Below are 14,901 nucleotides of genomic sequence, written 5' to 3'. Positions count from 1 at the left end.
TCACTGGGGTTAAAATGGGCTCATGATATGGGCCTGACTAGGTTGTAAAAGCGACTTTACAAAAAATAGTTAACTATCTTGGTTGAGTGCGAACCAACTCACTTTAGAATAACGAAGTTAACATTTGCATGCTTAGCAAGCGTTTAAGTCAATGGGAAAGATGGTTAAGGATGGGATTTTGAATAAGCTAAAAATATTGTTACCTATGTTGGTACTTGGATTGGGCGTTGGGGGGTATTTTGGTCTAGCGTCCTTAGAACAACCACCACAGCAGAAACCACCGGAAACTAAGCTAGTACAAGTTAGTGTACTGGAAAACCATTTTCAACCCATGACCTTAACCGTTTCCTCTTACGGCATTGTTAGCGCTAAATATGAAACCGAACTTGTGGCCCAAGTAGGTGGCGAAATCACCTTTTTGTCGCCGCAGTTCATTCGTGGTGGCTTCGTTAAAAAAGGCGACGTACTGGCTAAAATTGATCCCAGTGACTATGAAGTCGATTTAATTCAAGCCCAAGCAAATCTAGCGGCTGCGAAGGCTGCGTTGGTACAAGAAGTGGCCTACGGCAAAGTGGCTAAAGAGCAATGGTCTGACATTAAAAGTAAGCTACCAACCGAGCTCAGCTTGCGCAAACCACAGTTGGCACAAGAGCAGGCCAAGTTAAAATCGGCTGAGGCGAGTTTAAAACAAGCGCAACGAAATCTTGATCGAACTGTTATTCGCGCTCCTTATGATGCGCTCATTGCCAGCCGTAGTATTGGTCCGGGGGGGTATGCGGCTCCTGGTGAGGTGCTTGGCAACTTATTAAGCACAGAGCAAGGTGAGGTGCGTTTGCCGCTGGCGCAACAAGAATTTAAGTACTTAGTTAACCAGGGCATTGGTGCCGATGTCATACTGACCTCAGGGAATAGCTTGTTTCAAGGCAAAATTGTCCGTAACGAGAGCGTAATTGATAACAATAGCCGAATGGCTTATTTAGTTGCAGAAATAAAAGACCCTTATGCACAACAATCGGCGAACTCAATCTTACCCTTTGGTAGCTATGTGAGTGCTGAAATTGAGGGTATTCACGCGGGTGAGGTAAGTGTGTTGCCTCGCCATCTTGTTACAGATGGTCAAGTAGCTGTGCTTACTCCAGAGCGCACCTTGGCATACCGCCAGGTGGAAGTGCTGCGTTATAACGCTGGTGAAGCGGTTATCAGCTCAGGCTTAGAACAAGGTGACAAGGTGATTAACTCTGCACTCGACTATGCCATGCCGGGTATGAAGTTGGATTGGGTCGACGACCCTGAAAAACCAGTAATAGAGCATGAAGGTTTAGTCGCTCCAGCTAATGATGATGCCCTCGCGCGTGAAAGCGCTACCGAGAACGCGGCGAAGGAGGGGTAATCATGCTGGATACCAACAAAGGCATCATTGCTTGGTTTGCCCGCAATAGTGTGGCGGCAAATTTATTAATGATCATGATAATTGTCGGAGGTTTGCTAACCGCTGGGTCGATCAGAAAACAATTCTTCCCGCAAGTGGAAGTGAATTGGATCAAATTTAATGCAGTGCTACCGGGCGCGGCACCGCAAGAGGTGGAAGAAGGTATTCTGATTAAATTTGAAGATGCCCTTGAGCAAGTGCAAGGCCTAGAGCGAGTTATTGCTTACGCTGATCGCGGCTATGCCACGTCTTACATTGAAGTTAACGAAGAATACGATGCAACTTTAGTGCTTGACGAAGTGAAAGCCGCCATCGACAGTGTATCGAATTTTCCTGCTGAAATGGAAAGTAAGCAAATTGAGCGCATTAAGATGCGCCAAGATGTAATGTATATCAGCTTATATGGCGATTTGGCGCCACGTGAGTTAAAGCAAACCGGTAAGCTAATTTATGATGAAATTCGCCAGCTTCCTGGTGTCAGCATCACCGAATTTTACGGTGGTTTAGATGATGAAATTTCAATTACCGTTAGCAAAGATAAGCTGCGTGAATACGGCTTAACCTTTAACCACGTTGCCCGCGCTGTGCAGCGTCATTCTGGCAATATGTCAGCAGGTGGGATCCGCTCGGAAAATGGTTACATTAACCTGCGGGTAGCTAACCAAGCCTATGGCGAGGCCGACTTTGCGGCGGTGCCGTTACTGACCCATCAAGATGGCTCGTTACTTACCCTAGGTGACGTGGCGCAAATTAATGATGGCTTAGAAGAAGGCATGCATTATTCGCGTTTTAACGGTAAAAATTCGGTGACTTTTTATGTTGGCGCTGCGGCAGATCAAAGCTTAACCGCGGTTGCTGACACCGTAAAAAACTACTTAAAAACCAAGCAAGCAAGTTTGCCTCAAGGGCTATATCTTGAGCCTTGGATCGACATGACCTACTACCTAGAAGGCCGTTTAGCCTTAATGCTCGACAGTATGCAAAGCGGCGCGGTGTTAGTCTTTTTGATGCTGGCACTGTTCTTACGCGTGCGTTTAGCTTTTTGGGTCATGATGGGCTTACCTGTGTGTTTTCTTGGTACCTTGCTCTTTATGCCCATGAGCATGATCGATGTAACTATTAATGTGGTGAGTTTATTTGCCTTTATTTTAGTGCTCGGTGTGGTGGTGGACGACGCCATCGTGATGGGTGAGAGTGCCCACAGTGAGTCGAGCAAATATGGGCAAAACATCGACAGTGTGATCAGCGGGGTTAAGCGTGTTGCCATGCCAGCTACGTTTGGGGTGTTAACCACCATTGCGGCGTTTTTACCTTTAGTGTTGGATGATGGTCCGTCGGCGGCTTTTGGTCAGGCCATTGGTTTTGTGGTGATACTGTGTCTACTGTTTTCGTTGGTGGAATCAAAGCTTATTTTGCCTGCCCATCTAGCCGCAATGAAGTCACCAACAGTGGTCAAATCGGGTTCAAAAAATCCACTCGACTGGCTTCGCTTAGGGGTTAATTATTTACAAGCTAAGGTGGACAGCGGCTTAACTTGGTTTATTCAGCGGCTTTATCGGCCCTGCTTAGCGCGTGCCTTAAGCCATCGTTATACTTTGATTATGCTATTCATTAGCTTGATTTTGGTGTGTGCGGGCTTGTATCAAGGTGGTCTAGTTCGCTTTGTCGGTCAGCCAAAAATTCCCCATGACTTTCCGACCATTAGCTTGACCATGAATGTGAATGCGTCAGAGCAAGCGACCTTAGACATGGCGTTAAAAATTGAGCAAGCGCTGTATCAGGTTGACCGCGAACTAGAAGCTGAATTTGGTCAAGGCATGATTTCAGACATGCAGGTGGATTTACGCAGCCGTACCGAAGCGGAAGTTTTAGTGCGTTTAGTGCTGCCAGAGTTAAGGCCAATGGATACTTTTGCCGTTGCGCAGCGCTGGCATAAAGCGATCCCCCCCTTGCCGGGAATGAAAACCCTGACCATTCAAGACAACTTGTTTGGTAATGATCGTGATGACGGTGATATTAGCTTCCGCCTGCAAGGCTCAGATCAACAGCAGCTTGATGCCGTAGTTGCTGCGTTAAAGCAGCACCTTAATAGCTTAGCTGGGGTGGGTAATGTTAACGACAGCAGCCAAAGTCACAGTCAAGAAGTGCAATTTTCTCTCAAGCCACAAGCCCATAGCCTAGGTTTAAGCTTGGCTGATATTGCTGCGCAGGTGAACCAAAGCTTTTATGGTTTAGAGGTGCAGCGGATTATTCGTGGTGGCGATGAAGTTAAAGTGATGCTGCGCTACCCTGAGTTTCAGCGTAATAGTATCAGTCAGGTCGATAAGGTATTGATCCAAACCGAGACGGGCGTGCAAGTACCCCTGTCGGAAGTGGCGCAAGTTAATTTTGTTGATGGTATGAGTCAAATTCGCCGTGAAAATGGCAGTCAAACCGTCAGTGTTTGGGCGTCAATTGATGCTTCTCAAGTGGAGCCCTTCAAGTTGGCTCAGGATGTCCGTGATAACTTTATTCCTAAGCTGTTGCTGCAATACCCTAGAGTGAGCAGTGAAATGGGCGGCAAAGTACAGCTTGAAATAGGCAGTGCCAATGAACAGCTACGAAATTTTGCGCTGTCAATGTTGTTGGTTTACAGCTTGTTGGCGGTCCCGCTGAAGTCTTATGCCCAGCCGTTGATTATTATGTCGGTGATCCCGTTTGGTATTATTGGTTCAGTGGCGGGCCACCAGTTAATGGGCATTGATCTTAGCTCGCTATCCTTGTTCGGCATTATTGCTGCTGCAGGGGTGGTGGTGAATGATTCCTTGGTATTGGTTGATCATATCAACAAAACCCGCGACCAAGGCAAGCCGCTGCACCAAGTGGTATTGCATTCAGGATGCCGCCGTTTTCGCGCGATTTTACTCACTTCGTTAACGACCTTTATTGGCTTAATGCCAATTATGATGGAAACGAGTATGCAGGCACAAATGGTGATCCCGATGGCGGTGTCGTTGGCCTATGGTGTGTTATTTTCAACAGTGGTTACGCTGTTTTTGATCCCATCTTTGTATTTGATGATTGATGATATTCAGCGAGTTGTGCAACGCATACGGGGTAAAAAACCTGCGGCAAAACCCGCGCCGGAGCCGTTAGCTGAGTAAGGTTTTGCATTGCCTGTGGGAGAAGCCCATACATCTCCCACAGGGGGATCGCAGCAAGTAAGCTGTGGCAGCCTAATACAAACCCTTCACCCTACTGACAGTTCCTGTCAACGCCTCGGATTATTGTTATCCCGTTGATAACAATAACCCAAAGGAAAGAACATGAACTCAGTAATTGAAATGGTTAGTTTTAAATTGGCAGCAGGTGTAACCGAGCAAGATTTTATGGCCGCAGTGGCGCGTAGCCAGACAGCGATTGCTCAGTTAGCCGGTTTTCAATACCGTTCACTTAGCTATAATGCAGAGCAACAACGCTGGACAGACATATATTATTGGCAGTCAATGGCGGCAGCGAAAGCGGCTGATGAGGCCTTTATGAGCAGCGTAGATTGCCAGGCTTTAATCGCATTGACTGATAAAGATTCGGTGGTGATGCAACATCAAGAGGTCCACTTCTCATCATGTGATAGCGCAGAGTAAAGCGAATAAATATTCTAACTGGGCTTTTGTGTATTGCACAAAAGCCTAATTGAATTAAGGAATAAAGTGAGTAAATCAGAGCGGCTGTTTGCCTTATTAACTTTATTACGTAGCAAGCGTTATGCTGTAACGGCGGCGCAGCTTGCTGAAGTCATGATGGTGAGTGAACGGACCATTTATCGTGATATTCAATCACTGATCTTATCTGGGGTGCCGATTGCAGGCGAAGCGGGGGTGGGGTATGTGCTACAGGCAGGCTCTCATTTACCGCCATTAATGTTTAATGAACAAGAAATGGTTGCCCTTGAGTTGGGGATGCGCATGGTGCGGGCATGGTCCGATCCTGAATTAGCCAGTGCCAGTAATACTGCGTCACAAAAGATACTGTCGGTATTGCCAGACCACTTAAAGCGCCAACTAGAAAGCTTTCCTATTTTAGTTCCCGACTACCACATCCAATCAAAGACCGCGGAGCACAGCCAGCTACTGCGCCATGCCACCGATGCGATGCAGAAAATTTGCATTGATTACGTTGCTGAAAATGGGGCGGTAACATCACGTGTATTGCAGCCATTAGGGCAAATATTTTGGGGCAAAGTATGGACCATGATCGCTTGGTGCGAGCTCAGGAACGCTTATCGCCACTTTCGTATTGATAGGATTCAGCATCTATCAATCTTGCCTGAGTATTTCACTATCGGCCCAGAAAAATCGTTACCCCACTACATTGCGCAGTATGTGCCGCCGGAGAGCTAACTAAGCTGCTATTTCTTCTTGTAAGTTTTAACAGTGTAATCGCGTAACCTAATTTTAAAACCTTGTGACAATTCTCGGCCTAACGCTCTGGCGGGAGTGACAGAATAAAACTTGTTGATATCGGTACGCTCATCATTGACCAAGGAAACTATATAGTAAGACTTCTTACTATTAACCTCACCAGAATCAACCTGCCTAAGTGCAACCTCAACGTGGTGCGGACGTTTAATGGTGACTTTTTTCGAACGTCTTGGGCCAAAAAAGCCAGTTGAGTGGGTAAGGGTGTTAGTTCTAAATTCAATCAGGGTGTCACTGTAGCCATAGCTGCCCAGAAAAAGTGCTAGTGCCGCCAAGGCAAAGAATGGGATGGCGATCATTTTTTCATCATCTGCAAGCGGGTCTTGAAGGATCGTGATTGCCATATAACTAAGTATGACGACTAATAAGAGGGCGAGTATCCCCCAATAGCGTCTTCTAATGGTTCGTACTGATTTGGCTGGTGCTGACATAGCTTATCCATAAGGTGTAAAAGTCAATAAAGACATGATGTTACTCCCTATGTTACAGCTAAACTTTGAATCGCCTCTCGCTATTAACTCGTTGTTATGGGGGATAAGGTATTTATTTGTCGCCCTCACTACCAAGCTGATCTTTGGCCGCCCCTTGATCGCATTTCAGGCAATTGAGCTGATGCCCTATCATGACTTCTCTGCCTGCTTCAGTGATCACCCAAGGGCGCATTTGCCAAGGCGGATCGTGGCGCACATGTTGAAAATGGCCGCAGCGAAGCTCGGCGACCCAATGATTTTCTTCATCTAAGTGATAGCCACTGATGCCTTGCTTCATAAGGGATTACTTCCTATCCGCAGGATGGTTAACACCATCATTAGTAACGACTTCACCGAGCTCGAAGGGATTAACGCCCTCTAAGCACCCCACATTATAGCCGTATTCGTTGGGGGACGAGCGACGTTGGTGATGAGTATAAATGCCGCATTCAGAGCAGAAATAGTGTTTGGCGGTATGAGTATTAAATTGATACAGCTTAAGTTGCTGATGTCCCTTAATGATATTAACGCCATCAAGTGCAACCGAGGCAACAATGGCGCCACGGCGACGGCACATTGAGCAATCACAACGCCTGGGCTTTTCAATACCATTAGGTAAGCTCAGCTCCAATTGCACCGCGCCGCAATGGCAACTGGCCATATGCTTCTCATTGATAACGGTGTTGCCCACTTGCTTGATCATAAAAAGTTCTCTCTTTGCAAAAAGATGTGTTATGCCATCTATTATGTTGTTAGTCAGCTTAACAGTTTGGTTGTAAATCACAATTTCACTAAGTGTTGTGATTATTGATTGTGCCCTTGCTGTCTATCGGGTATGAACGTATTTTATTTGATTTTAAGTGTTGGTGATGAAAACTGAAAAATTCTTTAACTACTTGGGCTTGTTAGGCGTTTTGCTGCTAGTCATCGCGATTATTGTGAATAAGCTCTCGCCGCAGGACTTTTTTCTACGCGAACACTATTTAAAGTTGTTATTGGTTTCATTAGTGGTCACCTTTGTACATTATTGCTACCTTGGCATGCGATCAGTACAGCAAAAACAATGGTGGTGGGCTGGCTTGTTGCTTCTTGCGCCAATACCGGTTTATTGGCTTTATTTTGCTTGGGAATTAGTCAAGGGCTATTGCACATTTTTGCCTTTTCTTAAGACTGAGCCTCATCAGTGATTTTGCCTGCTTGATGATTGAATTCGCTGTATAAATACAGCTCCATTGAGCTAGTTGATTGGTGTTTTTTGTAGGACATGAGCTTGCTCAGGGAATTTGTGATTTTCGCAGAGCAAGCGCTGCTCCGGGGGGGGGATACGCTTAATGCTTTGGTTATGGCGCTTGAGTTTTCGCAGCATAAATGCTGTTCCTACATCAAGTGTACGGCGAAAGAATGCAGGAGTTGTCGCAGAATAAACAATCAAACATGGGGTTTTACATTGATAAATATGGATAGTGATGGTTCAATTTAGCATTAGCAGATTACATACCTCGCAAGGTATTTTTCGACTCACTGGGTACCATAGTTGCCATGATCCAGTTAACCCTGAATCAGTTCAAATAGAGGTCGAAACCATTGATGTTATGGGCACCGATGGCTGGGTGCCCCTTGATATCAAAGCCAGCAAGACGCAACAGTTATTGCAGCAGATTGACCCAGAGATTGTGAGCCACCTGCTTACTTGAGCCTATTCGATCGCTCTTCTTAGTTTACGATTTAACCATTGCTGGCTCAGTAGCGCGGCAATAATCAAGCCTAAGCCAGCTAAGGTAGAGGCGTAAATTGGCTCGCCAATAATCCAATTTAGTAAAAACAGTGAAGCAAAAGGTGATACGAAAATTAAGTTGCTAATACTGGCTGTGTGCTCGGCGTATTTCATTGCGTTTAGCCAGCAAACAAACGCCAAGCCCATTTCAAATATGCCAATGTAAATTCCGCCGACCCAGCCTTGCCATGCAACCATTTGAAAATCATCAATATACCAAGTTGCGAACAAAACAAACGGCAAACTCAAGCTAAAGCAAGCCAGCAAGGCAACAATAGCATCCCCTTGTTGGCGGGTGTTTAAAATCCAATACAAGGCCCATAACAAGGTGCTGGCCAAGGCAAGGGCGACACCAACGGGATTTTGAAAATCTAACGCTAATAGGTCGCCTTGGGTGGCGATCACCAACACGCCGCCATAACCCAATAAAATAGCCAAGCCATCCGCCTTAGTTAGCTTTTGTCCTAACAGCGGCACCGCCAGCAAGGTAAGACTGATTGCCCAAGTGTAATTGAGGGCTTGAGCCTGCTGTGCTGGCAATAAGTCATAAGCTTGGAACAGTAATAGATAATAAAAGAGTGGGTTGATTAAGCCTAACAGCAGTAACAAGCCGCCTTGTTGTTTGAGGTAGCTAGGCAATAAAGACAGCTTTTTTTGCCAGCAACAAATGCCACCAAGTAACACTATGCTGGTTACAGTGGCGACTAAAATCATTTGGATTGGGCTGAAGTAGCTTAGGGTAACCTTGAAAGCGGTGGCAACAGTAGACCACATAGCAACGGCTGCTAGTGCAAATAGCACGGCTGTTTTTTGATTTTTTACTAATGTTTGTTGATTAGCAGACAAAATTAATACCCAACATTAACTAAATATTGGGCAGAATATCAGGCGAAGTTAACCCTTGGCGACTTTTTTATCGTCTTTATCTTCTTTAGCGGTTGGCTTTTTGTCAAAATCGACAATGTTCTTTTCTTCAGCGTTTTTTTGTTTACGCACACCAAAGAACTGGCCGCCTTTATCAATGCGAATGTCGCTACTAAATAGCTCGCCATTCACGATACCTTTGTTTTCTATATTCAAAATATCGCAATGGGTTTCACCTTCAATGGTGCCCGACACAAACACCTCGTTTGCTTTTAATACGCCTTTGAGAATACCGCTACGGCCTAAGGTGACATTGCCAACACAATTAATGTTGCCTTCTACAGTGCCATTAATAATCACCTCACCTTGTAAATTAAGGTCACCAGTAATAGCGCAGTTTTCTGATATGTAGGTTAAGCCTTCTTCTTTAGTCTTTTTAAACATTATGCTAATTCTTTATTTTTTAATACGAGAGAGGTGCTTAGCTTACAAAATGGGCGAAAATTAGGCAATTGATGGGCGATAAAAGTGAGGTATAGTTAGGGTTTTATGTACCAGAGCAAAATATGCCTAATAGAAAGCCAAGGATAACCTAGTACGATGTTAAAACGAGTTTTAGCTACACTGCTCGCTACTTGCTGCAGCATAAATATCGCGCAGGCCAATGAGGTGAGGGTGTTAGTTGCTTCTTCGTTGCAACCTGCAATGCAACAGTTGCTGCAGGCTTATCAATCAACCCATAGCGATGTGAACATCACCTTGGTTACTGGCGCCTCATCAGCACTGGCTAGGCAAATTGAGCAAGGCGCGCCGGTGGATATATATGTTTCTGCTAATCAAAAGTGGATGGACTATTTACAGCAGCAGTCTAGGGTGGTCATTCACCAAAATCGTCTTTTATTAAGTAACCAACTGGTGCTGGTAAGTAAAAAAGCACAACCAGGTTTTAATTTAACTCAGCTGCAAAGCTGGCAAAATGCCCTTGCTGGGCAACGGCTGGCGGTGGCTGACCCGCAACATGTGCCAGCCGGAATGTATGCGCAGCAAGCCATGGCAACATTAGGCTTATGGTCTGAATTAAAAGCACAAATGGCCTTTAGTCACAACGTGCGAGCCACCTTGGCTTTAGTTGAACGGGGCGCAGCTGCATTAGGGGTGGTGTATGCCAGTGATGCGTTCACCTCGGAACAGGTCATCACAGTGGCGAAATTTTCTGACGCTTCGCACTCTCCTATTGTTTACCCGGCAGGGCTGTTGTCTGAGCAAAGTGCTGCTAGGGCATTTTATGATTATCTTTGGTCTGAACAGGGAAGAGGCATTTGGCAGGCATTTGGTTTTGTTAACTTAAAACAAAACGTAAACTAAGTAAAAAAATGGACACAATAAAATTCATGTTAACCGATTATGAATCACAGGCTTTACTACTTAGCTTAAAGGTATCCAGTGTCGCGGTGTTATGCAGCTTGCCGATTGGGCTCGGGGTAGCCTGGGTGTTATCACGTTGCCAATTTTGGGGAAAGAGCGTGTTAGACAGCTTAGTGCATTTGCCATTAGTGCTACCGCCCGTGGTGACTGGCTACTTATTATTGCTGTCATTGAGCCCGCAGTCTGCCTTAGGGGCTTGGCTAGAGCAGTATTTGGGGCTGAGTTTTGCTTTTAGTTGGCGCGGCGCCGCCTTGGCCGCTGCAGTGGTGGCTTTTCCATTACTGGTGCGCTCATTGCGTTTGGCGTTTGATAACGTTGACCCCAAGCTAGAACAAGCGGCACGCACTTTAGGTGCGGGGCCTATTCGTGTGTTTTTCACCATTAGTTTGCCATTAATTTATCCCGGCTTATTGGCAGGCTTAGTGTTGGCTTTTGCCCGCAGTTTGGGGGAGTTTGGTGCCACTATTACCTTTGTTGCCAACATTCCCAATGAAACCCAAACCTTACCACTGGCGATGTTTAGCTTTATTGAAACGCCGGGACAAGAGTTTGCTGCCGCGCGTTTGTGCGTGATTGCTGTGGTGTTGGCGTTAATGGCGCTGCTTGGATCGGAGTGGTTATCGCGTAAAAACCAAACCAAGCGAGAGGGCGAGCGATGAGTGAATTAGCCAACTTGGTATTAGCCTGTGACAAGCGCTTGGGTGATTGCCAGTTAAGCCTCAATATCAGCTTGCCGCTACAAGGGGTAGTGGGCATTTTTGGCCTATCAGGCTCGGGTAAAACCAGCTTAATTAACCTGATTGCGGGATTAATTAAACCAGATGCGGGGCGAATTGCATTTCAGCAGCAATGCTTTGTTGATTGTCAGCTTAAACGCTGGCTGGCGCCTGAGCAACGGCGTATTGGTTATGTGTTTCAAGATGCGCGGTTATTTCCCCATTACACCGTGCGCGGTAATTTACTTTATGGCCATCAAACCCGCGCCGACACGGCGGAAAAGTTAGCACGAATTGTTGGGTTATTGGGTATCGAATCACTGCTAGAGCGCCATCCTAATGGTTTATCGGGCGGTGAACGGCAGCGGGTGGCGATTGGCCGTGCGCTATTATCAGGCCCACAATTGCTATTAATGGATGAGCCACTGGCCTCACTAGATGAGCCGCGCAAGCAAGAGCTGATGCCTTACCTAAAAGCGCTCTCTAGCGAGTTTAACCTGCCGATTATTTTGGTTAGCCACAGCTTAAATGAAGTATTACAGCTGGTGGACCATTTGGTGCTCATGGATGCAGGTAAGATTGTGCAACATGGCCCACTTGAGCAAGTGTGGAACAGCCCCGCGATGCAGCCTTGGCTTGGCGTGACCGAACAAAGTGTATTATTAACCGCTAAGGTCGCCGAGGTAACCGACGATCACGGCATGTTGCCCCTGGCGTTAGCGAACAAGGCTGACGAGGGCGGAAAACCATTGTGTTTGTGGAGCAGCTGCCATCGCGAGAAAGGGAAAGGACAGGTACTGCAAGCCGGTCATGGCGTGCGACTAAAAATTCGCGCCGCGGATGTTGCGATCAGCCGTGTTCAGCCAGAGCAAACCAGCATGCGTAATATCTTACCCGTTACCTTAGTGGGGATGACCGAGCTAGCCGATCAGCAAATCGAGTGGCTAATGGCCGTGGGCGAGCAATTTATCAAAGCGCGGATCACCGCTTGGGCGCAACAAGAAATGCAGTTTAAGGCGGGCGAATCAGCTTATGCCTTAATCAAAGGAATTAACGTACTTGGGGTAAGTAAAAAGAGTTAACAGCTAGATGATCCTTGATAAAGGACTCACCACACCATGCGCGCCTTGCTGTATATACCCAATCAACTTGAAGATGCATGTTTCAGAGCGCCATCGTGTTTTCAATACTAGGCACGCTAATGCAGGAATGTAGGCACCTTTCAAATTAGCGTAACAACGTAGTGGAAACACGGCGGCGCTCCCAAAGGGCAAGTTTTACACGCGTTTATGCTGTGTTATTGATTTTGATAAGGGGAAGCCATTACCTGCAATCAATGTCTTGCCTAAACGCGTGTAAAATCTTGCTGAAATCAAGCATCTCCAGGTTGATTGGGTATATACGCTATCTAATTGGTGATCTACTTAAACAGAGCAGAAGTTATTTAGGTTCGGTCCATTGGACTCAGAGTATTGGCAAAGCGCGAGCCCATCACATGAGTGTAAATTTCAGTAGTTTTTACATCCTCGTGCCCCAGTAAATCTTGTACCGTTCGTATATCTGTTCCATTAAGCAGTAACTGGGTAGCAAAGGAATGACGAAAGGTGTGCGCCGTAACCCGCTTGGTTAATTGACTGGCGATCACTGCCTTACGCAGCGCTTTTCTAAATGCGGTTTCGTGGAGGTGATGGCGGCAAATATAGCCATTATACGGGTGTTCACAGCGTGAACTAGAAGGAAATAAATACTGCCATGCAAAATCAGCAGCTGCACTTTTATATTTCCTAATCAGCGCTGGTGGTAACGAGGTCAGGCCAAACCCAAGCGAACAATCTTGCTGATGAATCCCCTTGGCATATTCGACTTGTTGTTTGAGTTGAATATCAAGGGTTCTGGGCAGCAGGGTATAACGGTCTTTTTTGCCTTTCCCACTAAAAATAAACAAGGTGTGATCAGAAAAGTTCAGGTCTTTAACCCTTAATCGAAGTGCCTCATTGATCCGCAGGCCACAGCCGTATAATAGGGCAGCAATTAGCCAATACTTGCCTTGTAAATGACTTAAAATAGTTTGCGCTTCTACATGGTTGAGTACCGTTGGCATGCGTTTTTCTTTTTTGGTGTACTGATAAGACAGGCCAATAATTTCAGTGTGAAGAATGTTCTTATACATATACATCAAAGCGCAAAGGGCTAAATTCTGCGTCGCACTGCTTACGTTGCGTACATTGGCTAAGTAAGACAGAAACTGTTCAATTTCAGCGTTGGCCATCTCATTAGGGTGGCGCTTATGATGAAAATAGATGAATTGCCTGATCCAGAAAATATACGTTTTTTCTGTTCTTATACTGTAACGTCGCGCTCTTAAATCCGCTCTGATCGACTCGATGAATCGTGATTTAGCCATGGCCTACCGCCTGATTTATGTGCTGTTTATTTATACAGGTATAATGGCATTTTTGCGATTTGGCTATTTTGGGCTTGTTAAATTTTTCAAAAAATTCTCGGTTTGTTCACAACAAATCTTTAACTGCCTGATATACAATAGTAAAAAAATTTGGTCGTAAAATTTAGCAAGCCAAATTTGGCGCGCTAAATAAATTCTCGCTTTGTTTTCCCCTATGTTGCTTGTTACGAAAAGCAAAAGAGCATTTAACTGACTGAATATTATTAATTGATTTTATACGGAATGACGATTTCCGTGCGGTAGCGTACGGGATTTATACGGAATTCCGTATAATAAGCTGTTATGTACTAAGGAGGCAGGATGTCAAAAACGTATTCCGGTTCATGTCACTGTGGTCTCATTAAATTCGAAGTTTTAGCCGATATTGACCATCTTCGAGAGTGTAATTGTTCCATCTGTATCCGTAGAGGTGCGCTAAATTTTAGAGTGCCAGCAGAGAATTTGACGGTTCTAACTTCCCTAGAAAATGCAGTTTTATACCAATGGGGTAGTGAGACCGCAGAAGACTACTTTTGCCCTAAATGCGGTATTCTGCCGTTTCGTAAACCTAGCCAATTGACCAAAGCTGAAATCGAGGCAGGCAAAATCCCATTTACTGGTTGGGCTGTAAATGCTCGTTGTCTTAGTGGATTAAATATCAGTCAAATTCCAATCGTTAAAATAGATGGAGCATCCCTTTGAGCACGTACATAACAAGGCAATTAAACGGAACTAAAACAGTGGGTTACGTTTCGCTTCGATCCACAGTATAACCCACAATTTTAGTCCGCTTATTGCGGCGTTATGTGTTCGTAAGGATCATCTGAGTAATTTTTATGGATTTAGAATCTGGCTATAGAATCAAGTATGACCCTTTTACTGCTTTAGAGAGATTAAAGTCTGATAAGCAGAGTGCTTTAAACGAGCTTTGGGAGAATCTATATCATCAGGGAGAAATTGGTACGGCCTCGTACGCTGCTGTACCAAAATTAGTTGAAGCAGGTGAGCTTGATCTAGTCGCTTCTATTGAAGTTGCGCGTCAAAACGAGAGTAACCCTGAAATTCCTTTAGAATTAAGGTCTGAGTATTTTGAAGCTTTAAATACAGTATTGAAATCTACTCCTGAAAGCCCAGAACAGTTAAAGGGGTTCTATACTATCCACGCTTCAGTACATGAAAATTTCAAACTGGCAAAAGCACTGGATCTTCTAGATGCTGATGAAATTATAAATGAATATGGATAAACACATAACAGATAAGAATAGGTGTCGCGAAGCCGACACCCTATATTCAAGTGTTGGACAAGCCCGGAGCCTCGATGAG

17 protein-coding genes are annotated in these 14,901 nt (G+C 45.3%); 11 read left to right on the top strand and 6 right to left on the bottom strand.

Annotation, left to right across the window (positions count from 1 at the left end):
• Positions 1-178 precede the first annotated feature (178 nt).
• From K1M91_RS16110 to K1M91_RS16095, 4 genes are all read left to right on the top strand, one after another.
• Entirely contained in the window at positions 179-1,390 is a 1,212-nt protein-coding gene (locus K1M91_RS16110) for an efflux RND transporter periplasmic adaptor subunit (protein WP_232803285.1), read from the top strand.
• A gap of 2 nt (positions 1,391-1,392) precedes the next feature.
• A complete protein-coding gene (locus K1M91_RS16105; protein ID WP_232803284.1) occupies positions 1,393-4,572 on the top strand; it encodes an efflux RND transporter permease subunit in 3,180 nt (1,059 codons plus the stop codon).
• A 162-nt stretch (positions 4,573-4,734) separates the two neighbouring features.
• Positions 4,735-5,052, top strand: a complete 318-nt coding sequence (locus K1M91_RS16100) for a hypothetical protein (protein ID WP_232803283.1) — start codon at positions 4,735-4,737, stop codon at positions 5,050-5,052.
• 66 nt (positions 5,053-5,118) lie between these two features.
• On the top strand, positions 5,119-5,808 hold the full coding sequence (locus K1M91_RS16095) for a YafY family protein (protein WP_232803282.1): 690 nt from the start codon (positions 5,119-5,121) through the stop codon (positions 5,806-5,808).
• 8 nt (positions 5,809-5,816) lie between these two features.
• Here K1M91_RS16095 and K1M91_RS16090 read toward each other — a convergent pair whose 3' ends face one another.
• From K1M91_RS16090 to K1M91_RS16080, 3 genes are all read right to left on the bottom strand, one after another.
• Complete coding sequence (locus K1M91_RS16090) at positions 5,817-6,317, bottom strand: hypothetical protein (protein WP_232803281.1); 501 nt, start codon at positions 6,315-6,317, stop codon at positions 5,817-5,819.
• 112 nt (positions 6,318-6,429) lie between these two features.
• Positions 6,430-6,654 (bottom strand): DUF3565 domain-containing protein, encoded by a 225-nt coding sequence (locus tag K1M91_RS16085; RefSeq protein WP_232803280.1) that lies wholly within the window; start codon positions 6,652-6,654, stop codon positions 6,430-6,432.
• A gap of 6 nt (positions 6,655-6,660) precedes the next feature.
• On the bottom strand, positions 6,661-7,059 hold the full coding sequence (locus K1M91_RS16080; RefSeq protein WP_232803279.1) for a GFA family protein: 399 nt from the start codon (positions 7,057-7,059) through the stop codon (positions 6,661-6,663).
• A 166-nt stretch (positions 7,060-7,225) separates the two neighbouring features.
• Here K1M91_RS16080 and K1M91_RS16075 point away from each other — a divergent pair, with 166 nt between their 5' ends.
• A complete protein-coding gene (locus K1M91_RS16075) occupies positions 7,226-7,543 on the top strand; it encodes a hypothetical protein (protein ID WP_232803278.1) in 318 nt (105 codons plus the stop codon).
• 279 nt (positions 7,544-7,822) lie between these two features.
• Complete coding sequence (locus K1M91_RS16070) at positions 7,823-8,050, top strand: hypothetical protein (RefSeq protein WP_232803277.1); 228 nt, start codon at positions 7,823-7,825, stop codon at positions 8,048-8,050.
• 2 nt (positions 8,051-8,052) lie between these two features.
• Here K1M91_RS16070 and K1M91_RS16065 read toward each other — a convergent pair whose 3' ends face one another.
• On the bottom strand, positions 8,053-8,976 hold the full coding sequence (locus K1M91_RS16065; protein WP_282561167.1) for a DMT family transporter: 924 nt from the start codon (positions 8,974-8,976) through the stop codon (positions 8,053-8,055).
• 48 nt (positions 8,977-9,024) lie between these two features.
• Positions 9,025-9,438, bottom strand: coding sequence for a polymer-forming cytoskeletal protein (locus K1M91_RS16060; protein WP_232803276.1), 414 nt, complete (start codon positions 9,436-9,438; stop codon positions 9,025-9,027).
• Between the two features lie 156 nt (positions 9,439-9,594).
• Between K1M91_RS16060 and modA the strand changes: the two genes are divergently transcribed.
• The 3 genes from modA to modC are packed head-to-tail and all read left to right on the top strand — an operon-like array spanning position 9,595 to position 12,217.
• On the top strand, positions 9,595-10,359 hold the full coding sequence (gene modA, locus K1M91_RS16055) for a molybdate ABC transporter substrate-binding protein (protein ID WP_232803275.1): 765 nt from the start codon (positions 9,595-9,597) through the stop codon (positions 10,357-10,359).
• A 26-nt stretch (positions 10,360-10,385) separates the two neighbouring features.
• On the top strand, positions 10,386-11,078 hold the full coding sequence (gene modB / locus K1M91_RS16050) for a molybdate ABC transporter permease subunit (RefSeq protein ID WP_232803335.1): 693 nt from the start codon (positions 10,386-10,388) through the stop codon (positions 11,076-11,078).
• The gene (gene modC / locus K1M91_RS16045) at positions 11,075-12,217 is read left to right on the top strand and encodes a molybdenum ABC transporter ATP-binding protein (RefSeq protein WP_232803274.1); all 1,143 of its coding nucleotides are present in this window, start codon (positions 11,075-11,077) and stop codon (positions 12,215-12,217) included. The genes modB and modC overlap by 4 nt, the downstream gene beginning before the upstream one ends.
• 362 nt (positions 12,218-12,579) lie before the next feature.
• Here modC and K1M91_RS16040 read toward each other — a convergent pair whose 3' ends face one another.
• Positions 12,580-13,539, bottom strand: a complete 960-nt coding sequence (locus tag K1M91_RS16040) for an integron integrase (protein ID WP_232803273.1) — start codon at positions 13,537-13,539, stop codon at positions 12,580-12,582.
• A gap of 360 nt (positions 13,540-13,899) precedes the next feature.
• Between K1M91_RS16040 and K1M91_RS16035 the strand changes: the two genes are divergently transcribed.
• Complete coding sequence (locus tag K1M91_RS16035; RefSeq protein ID WP_232803272.1) at positions 13,900-14,280, top strand: GFA family protein; 381 nt, start codon at positions 13,900-13,902, stop codon at positions 14,278-14,280.
• Between the two features lie 134 nt (positions 14,281-14,414).
• Entirely contained in the window at positions 14,415-14,822 is a 408-nt protein-coding gene (locus K1M91_RS16030) for a hypothetical protein (protein ID WP_232803271.1), read from the top strand.
• Positions 14,823-14,901: the final 79 nt, after the last annotated feature.

The organism is Motilimonas sp. E26, assembly GCF_021278025.1.
Taxonomy (GTDB): domain Bacteria; phylum Pseudomonadota; class Gammaproteobacteria; order Enterobacterales; family CBDFNC01; genus Motilimonas.
Note: the sequence above shows the minus strand (reverse complement) of the source record. Positions and strands in the feature narration are given on the sequence as shown.

Coding starts and splice junctions, on each gene's coding strand:
- modC (WP_232803274.1), top strand. CDS start 11,075: ATGAGTGAATTAGCCAACTTGGTATTAGCCTGTGACAAGCGCTTGGGT.
- K1M91_RS16040 (WP_232803273.1), bottom strand. CDS start 13,539: ATGGCTAAATCACGATTCATCGAGTCGATCAGAGCGGATTTAAGAGCG.
- K1M91_RS16080 (WP_232803279.1), bottom strand. CDS start 7,059: ATGATCAAGCAAGTGGGCAACACCGTTATCAATGAGAAGCATATGGCC.
- K1M91_RS16090 (WP_232803281.1), bottom strand. CDS start 6,317: ATGTCAGCACCAGCCAAATCAGTACGAACCATTAGAAGACGCTATTGG.
- K1M91_RS16030 (WP_232803271.1), top strand. CDS start 14,415: ATGGATTTAGAATCTGGCTATAGAATCAAGTATGACCCTTTTACTGCT.
- K1M91_RS16070 (WP_232803277.1), top strand. CDS start 7,823: ATGGTTCAATTTAGCATTAGCAGATTACATACCTCGCAAGGTATTTTT.
- K1M91_RS16100 (WP_232803283.1), top strand. CDS start 4,735: ATGAACTCAGTAATTGAAATGGTTAGTTTTAAATTGGCAGCAGGTGTA.
- K1M91_RS16060 (WP_232803276.1), bottom strand. CDS start 9,438: ATGTTTAAAAAGACTAAAGAAGAAGGCTTAACCTACATATCAGAAAAC.
- K1M91_RS16085 (WP_232803280.1), bottom strand. CDS start 6,654: ATGAAGCAAGGCATCAGTGGCTATCACTTAGATGAAGAAAATCATTGG.
- modB (WP_232803335.1), top strand. CDS start 10,386: ATGTTAACCGATTATGAATCACAGGCTTTACTACTTAGCTTAAAGGTA.
- modA (WP_232803275.1), top strand. CDS start 9,595: ATGTTAAAACGAGTTTTAGCTACACTGCTCGCTACTTGCTGCAGCATA.
- K1M91_RS16105 (WP_232803284.1), top strand. CDS start 1,393: ATGCTGGATACCAACAAAGGCATCATTGCTTGGTTTGCCCGCAATAGT.
- K1M91_RS16075 (WP_232803278.1), top strand. CDS start 7,226: ATGAAAACTGAAAAATTCTTTAACTACTTGGGCTTGTTAGGCGTTTTG.
- K1M91_RS16035 (WP_232803272.1), top strand. CDS start 13,900: ATGTCAAAAACGTATTCCGGTTCATGTCACTGTGGTCTCATTAAATTC.